This window comes from Streptomyces alkaliphilus, from assembly GCF_014141535.1.
In the GTDB taxonomy this organism is placed as follows: domain Bacteria; phylum Actinomycetota; class Actinomycetes; order Streptomycetales; family Streptomycetaceae; genus Streptomyces; species Streptomyces alkaliphilus.
This window is the reverse complement of the sequence record NZ_VKHT01000617.1, coordinates 1-3153: the sequence shown is the minus strand read 5'-3', so window position 1 is coordinate 3153 and position 3153 is coordinate 1. Positions and strand designations below refer to the sequence as shown.

Here is a 3153-nt window from a genome sequence, read left to right as displayed (position 1 = left end):
CCATGGCGGCCCGGACGGCGTCGGCGAGGGTGGGGGCGGTACGGGCCGCCTCGTACAGTCCGGGCAGGGCGGCACGCAACGAGATGGCGCGGGCGTCACCGGCGTAGACGCCGCCCAGGAGGGGTTCCACGAGACGGTCGACGACCTCCTCGCCCATTCGTTCGGCGACGAGTCGACCGATGCCGATGTCCCCGGGGTCCCCGGGGACATCGGGGACATCGGGGTCCCCGGCGCCCGGCAGGAGCGGGCCGGGGAGGTCGGCGTCCCGGCGGGCGCGCTCCACCCCCTCCTCGGAGAGGACCCCGGCGAGGTCCTCGGCCCGGGCGGGAATGCCCATGAGGTGACCACGCGGCATCGGGCGCAGGGCGCCGCGGGTCCAGATGGCGGCGGTCGCGACGGCGGGGGGGCGCAGCGCGTCGCCCAGCCCCACGACCCGGGCCAGATCCACACCCTCGGGTCTGCGGGCCAGCATCGACTCCGCCCCCAGGTCGGTGCGGACCCCGGCGACCTGCCCGGAGAGGAGCTTGCCGCCGAGACGGTCGGAGGCCTCGAGGAGCGTGACCCGCACGCCCTCCTCCGTCAGTCGATGCGCGGCGGCCAGGCCGGAGACGCCGCCGCCGATGACGATCGCGTGCATGTCCTCACTCTTTCAGATCGCCCGGGCGGTTCCGACACCGGGCCGAGTCCGGAACGTGACGGCTCCGGTACCGGATACGGGCGCCTTTTCCGCAACCCGCCGGGGGCCGCCCCCGTCCCATCGGCGACATCGGTCCGGAAGCGGGCCGCGCGGTCGCGCCGAGGGCGCGGCCGGGGGAGGGAACGGGACGAAGGGGGCCGTCGGTGACGGTGCGGTACGGGTCGGTGGAGGACGGGACACGGGGCGCGGGCGCCCCGCGTTCGCGTTGGTGGGCGGTCGTGGCGGTGCTGACCGCGCTGATGGTGGCGGGGTGCAGCGGCGAGGGGTTCGGGGGTTCGGAGGCCGCGGACCACTCGGCCGTCGGGGAGAGCGGCGAGGACTCGGCGGGAGGTTTTCCCGAACACTTCCCCGAGGAGGGGGACGGCGTCGGGGCGGCCCCGGCTCCCGAGCGGGAGGCCCCGGAGCCCGGGCCGGAGGACGCCGGTGACGAGGACGCCGCGGATTCGGCCGCGGACGACCCGGACGGCACGGACACGGCGGCGGTGCCGCCGGAGCTGCGCGGGACCCACCTGATCCGTACCGCGCACCTGATCGTCCTGACCGGGGACGTGCGCGACGCCTGGTCGGACGCGGTCGGCGTGACGGAGCGGGCGGGTGGTTTCGTCGCCTCGGAATGGAGCGACCGTGACCGGGAGGGTCGGGAGCGCTCCCGACTGACGCTGCGGGTGCCGCCGGAGCGGTACGACGAGGTGCTGGTGCGCCTGTCCGAGCTGGGCGAGTTGCGGGAGCGGGAGGTCGCCACGGAGGACGTCACCGGCCAGGTGGTGGACGTCGCCGCGCGGATCGCCACGCAGGAGGAGAGCGTGGCCCGGGTGCGGGCGCTGATGGAGGAGGCCGAGTCACTGTCGGACGTGGTGCGGTTGGAGTCCGAGCTGTCCTCCCGCCAGGCGGAGCTGGAGGCGCTGAAGGCCCGGTACGCCTCGTTGCGGGAGCGCAGCGGCATGGGCACGATCACGGTGGAGCTGCGGGAGCCGGGCGCGGAGGAGATGGAGGAGCGGGAGCCGGGGGCCCCGTCCCCGCTCGGGGCGCTGGAAAGCGGCTGGGGGGCGTTCCTGCTGACCCTGGGGTGGATCGCGGCGGCGCTGGGGGCGACGCTGCCGTTCGTGGTGACCCTGGTGCTGCTGTGGTTGGTGTGGCGGCTGCTGCGCTCCCGCCGTCCGGAGCGCGCGCCCCGGGAGTCCGCGGGCCCGACCGCGGCCGGCACGGTGCCCCCGCCGCCCTCCGCTCCCCCGGCGACCGTCGCGGCACCGCGTGCTGCGGGGGAGGACCACGACGGCGACGGGGCCGGCGACGGGGCCGATGACCGGGCCGGGGACGCCGGCGACGGGACGGGCGGGCCGGACCGTCCGGCCTCCTGAGGGTCCGGGCCTCACCGCCCGTTCGTCGCGCCGGCCCCGCGGGGAGGTTCCCCCGCGGGGCCGGTGGCGGTTCGGGTCCCCGGTTCAGCGCGCGGTGCGCCGGTGGACGTGCTCCACCAGGCGGGTGAGCGCCTCGGGGTCGGTGTCCGGCAGCACGCCGTGGCCGAGGTTGAAGACGTGGCCCGGCAGGTCGCGGGCGGAGGCCAGCACCAGGTCGGTCTGCTCCTCCACCGCCGCACGGGGGGCGAAGAGCACGGCGGGGTCGAGGTTGCCCTGCAGGGGCTTGGTGCCGCCGGTGCGCCGGGCCGCCTCGTCCAGCGGGACCCGCCAGTCGACGCCCACCACGTCGGCGCCGGCCTCGCCGAGGTCGCCGAGGAGTTCGCCGGTGCCGACACCGAAGTGGATGCGCGGTACGCCGTATCCGGAGACGGCGTCGAAGACCTTGGCGGAGGCGGGCATCACGCGTTCGCGGTAGTCGCGCGGGGAGAGCGCGCCGACCCAGGAGTCGAAGAGCTGCACGGCGGAGGCGCCGGCCTCGATCTGCACGCGCAGGAAGGCGGCGGTGATGTCGGCGAGGCGGTCCAGCAGGTCGGCCCAGAGCCCGGGGTCCCCGTACATCAGGGCCTTGGTGTGCTCGTGGTTCCGGGAGGGCCCGCCCTCGACGAGGTAGCTGGCGAGGGTGAAGGGGGCGCCGGCGAATCCGATCAGCGGGGTGGGGCCGAGTTCGGCGGTCAGCATCCGCACGGCCTCGGTGACGTAGTCGACGTCGCCGGCCTCCAGGGGGCGGAGGCGCTCGAGGTCGGCGCGCGAACGCACGGGGGTCTCGACGACCGGCCCGACGCCGGGGCGGATGTCGAGGTCCAGGCCGATGGCCTTGAGCGGGACGACGATGTCGCTGAAGTAGATCGCGGCGTCCACGCCGTGCCGACGCACGGGCTGGAGGGTGATCTCGGTGACGAGGTCGGGGCGCATGCAGGAGTCGAGCATCGCGATGCCCTCGCGCACCTTGCGGTATTCCGGGAGGGAACGGCCCGCCTGACGCATGAACCACACAGGGGTGTGGGGCACGGGTTCACCGCGACAGGCGCGGATGAAGGC

General features: G+C 75.7%; 3 protein-coding genes. 1 reads left to right on the top strand and 2 read right to left on the bottom strand.

What is annotated here, in order from left to right:
• On the bottom strand, window positions 1-637 hold a 637-nt coding region (locus FNQ90_RS17525; protein WP_182607248.1), incomplete at its 3' end, for an FAD-dependent oxidoreductase.
• 203 nt (window positions 638-840) lie between these two features.
• Here FNQ90_RS17525 and FNQ90_RS17520 point away from each other — a divergent pair.
• Entirely contained in the window at window positions 841-2055 is a 1215-nt protein-coding gene (locus FNQ90_RS17520) for a DUF4349 domain-containing protein (protein ID WP_182607247.1), read from the top strand.
• A gap of 84 nt (window positions 2056-2139) precedes the next feature.
• Here the strand turns inward: FNQ90_RS17520 and hemE are convergent.
• A partial coding sequence (hemE, locus tag FNQ90_RS17515) for a uroporphyrinogen decarboxylase (protein WP_182607246.1) occupies window positions 2140-3153 on the bottom strand: 1014 nt, incomplete at its 5' end.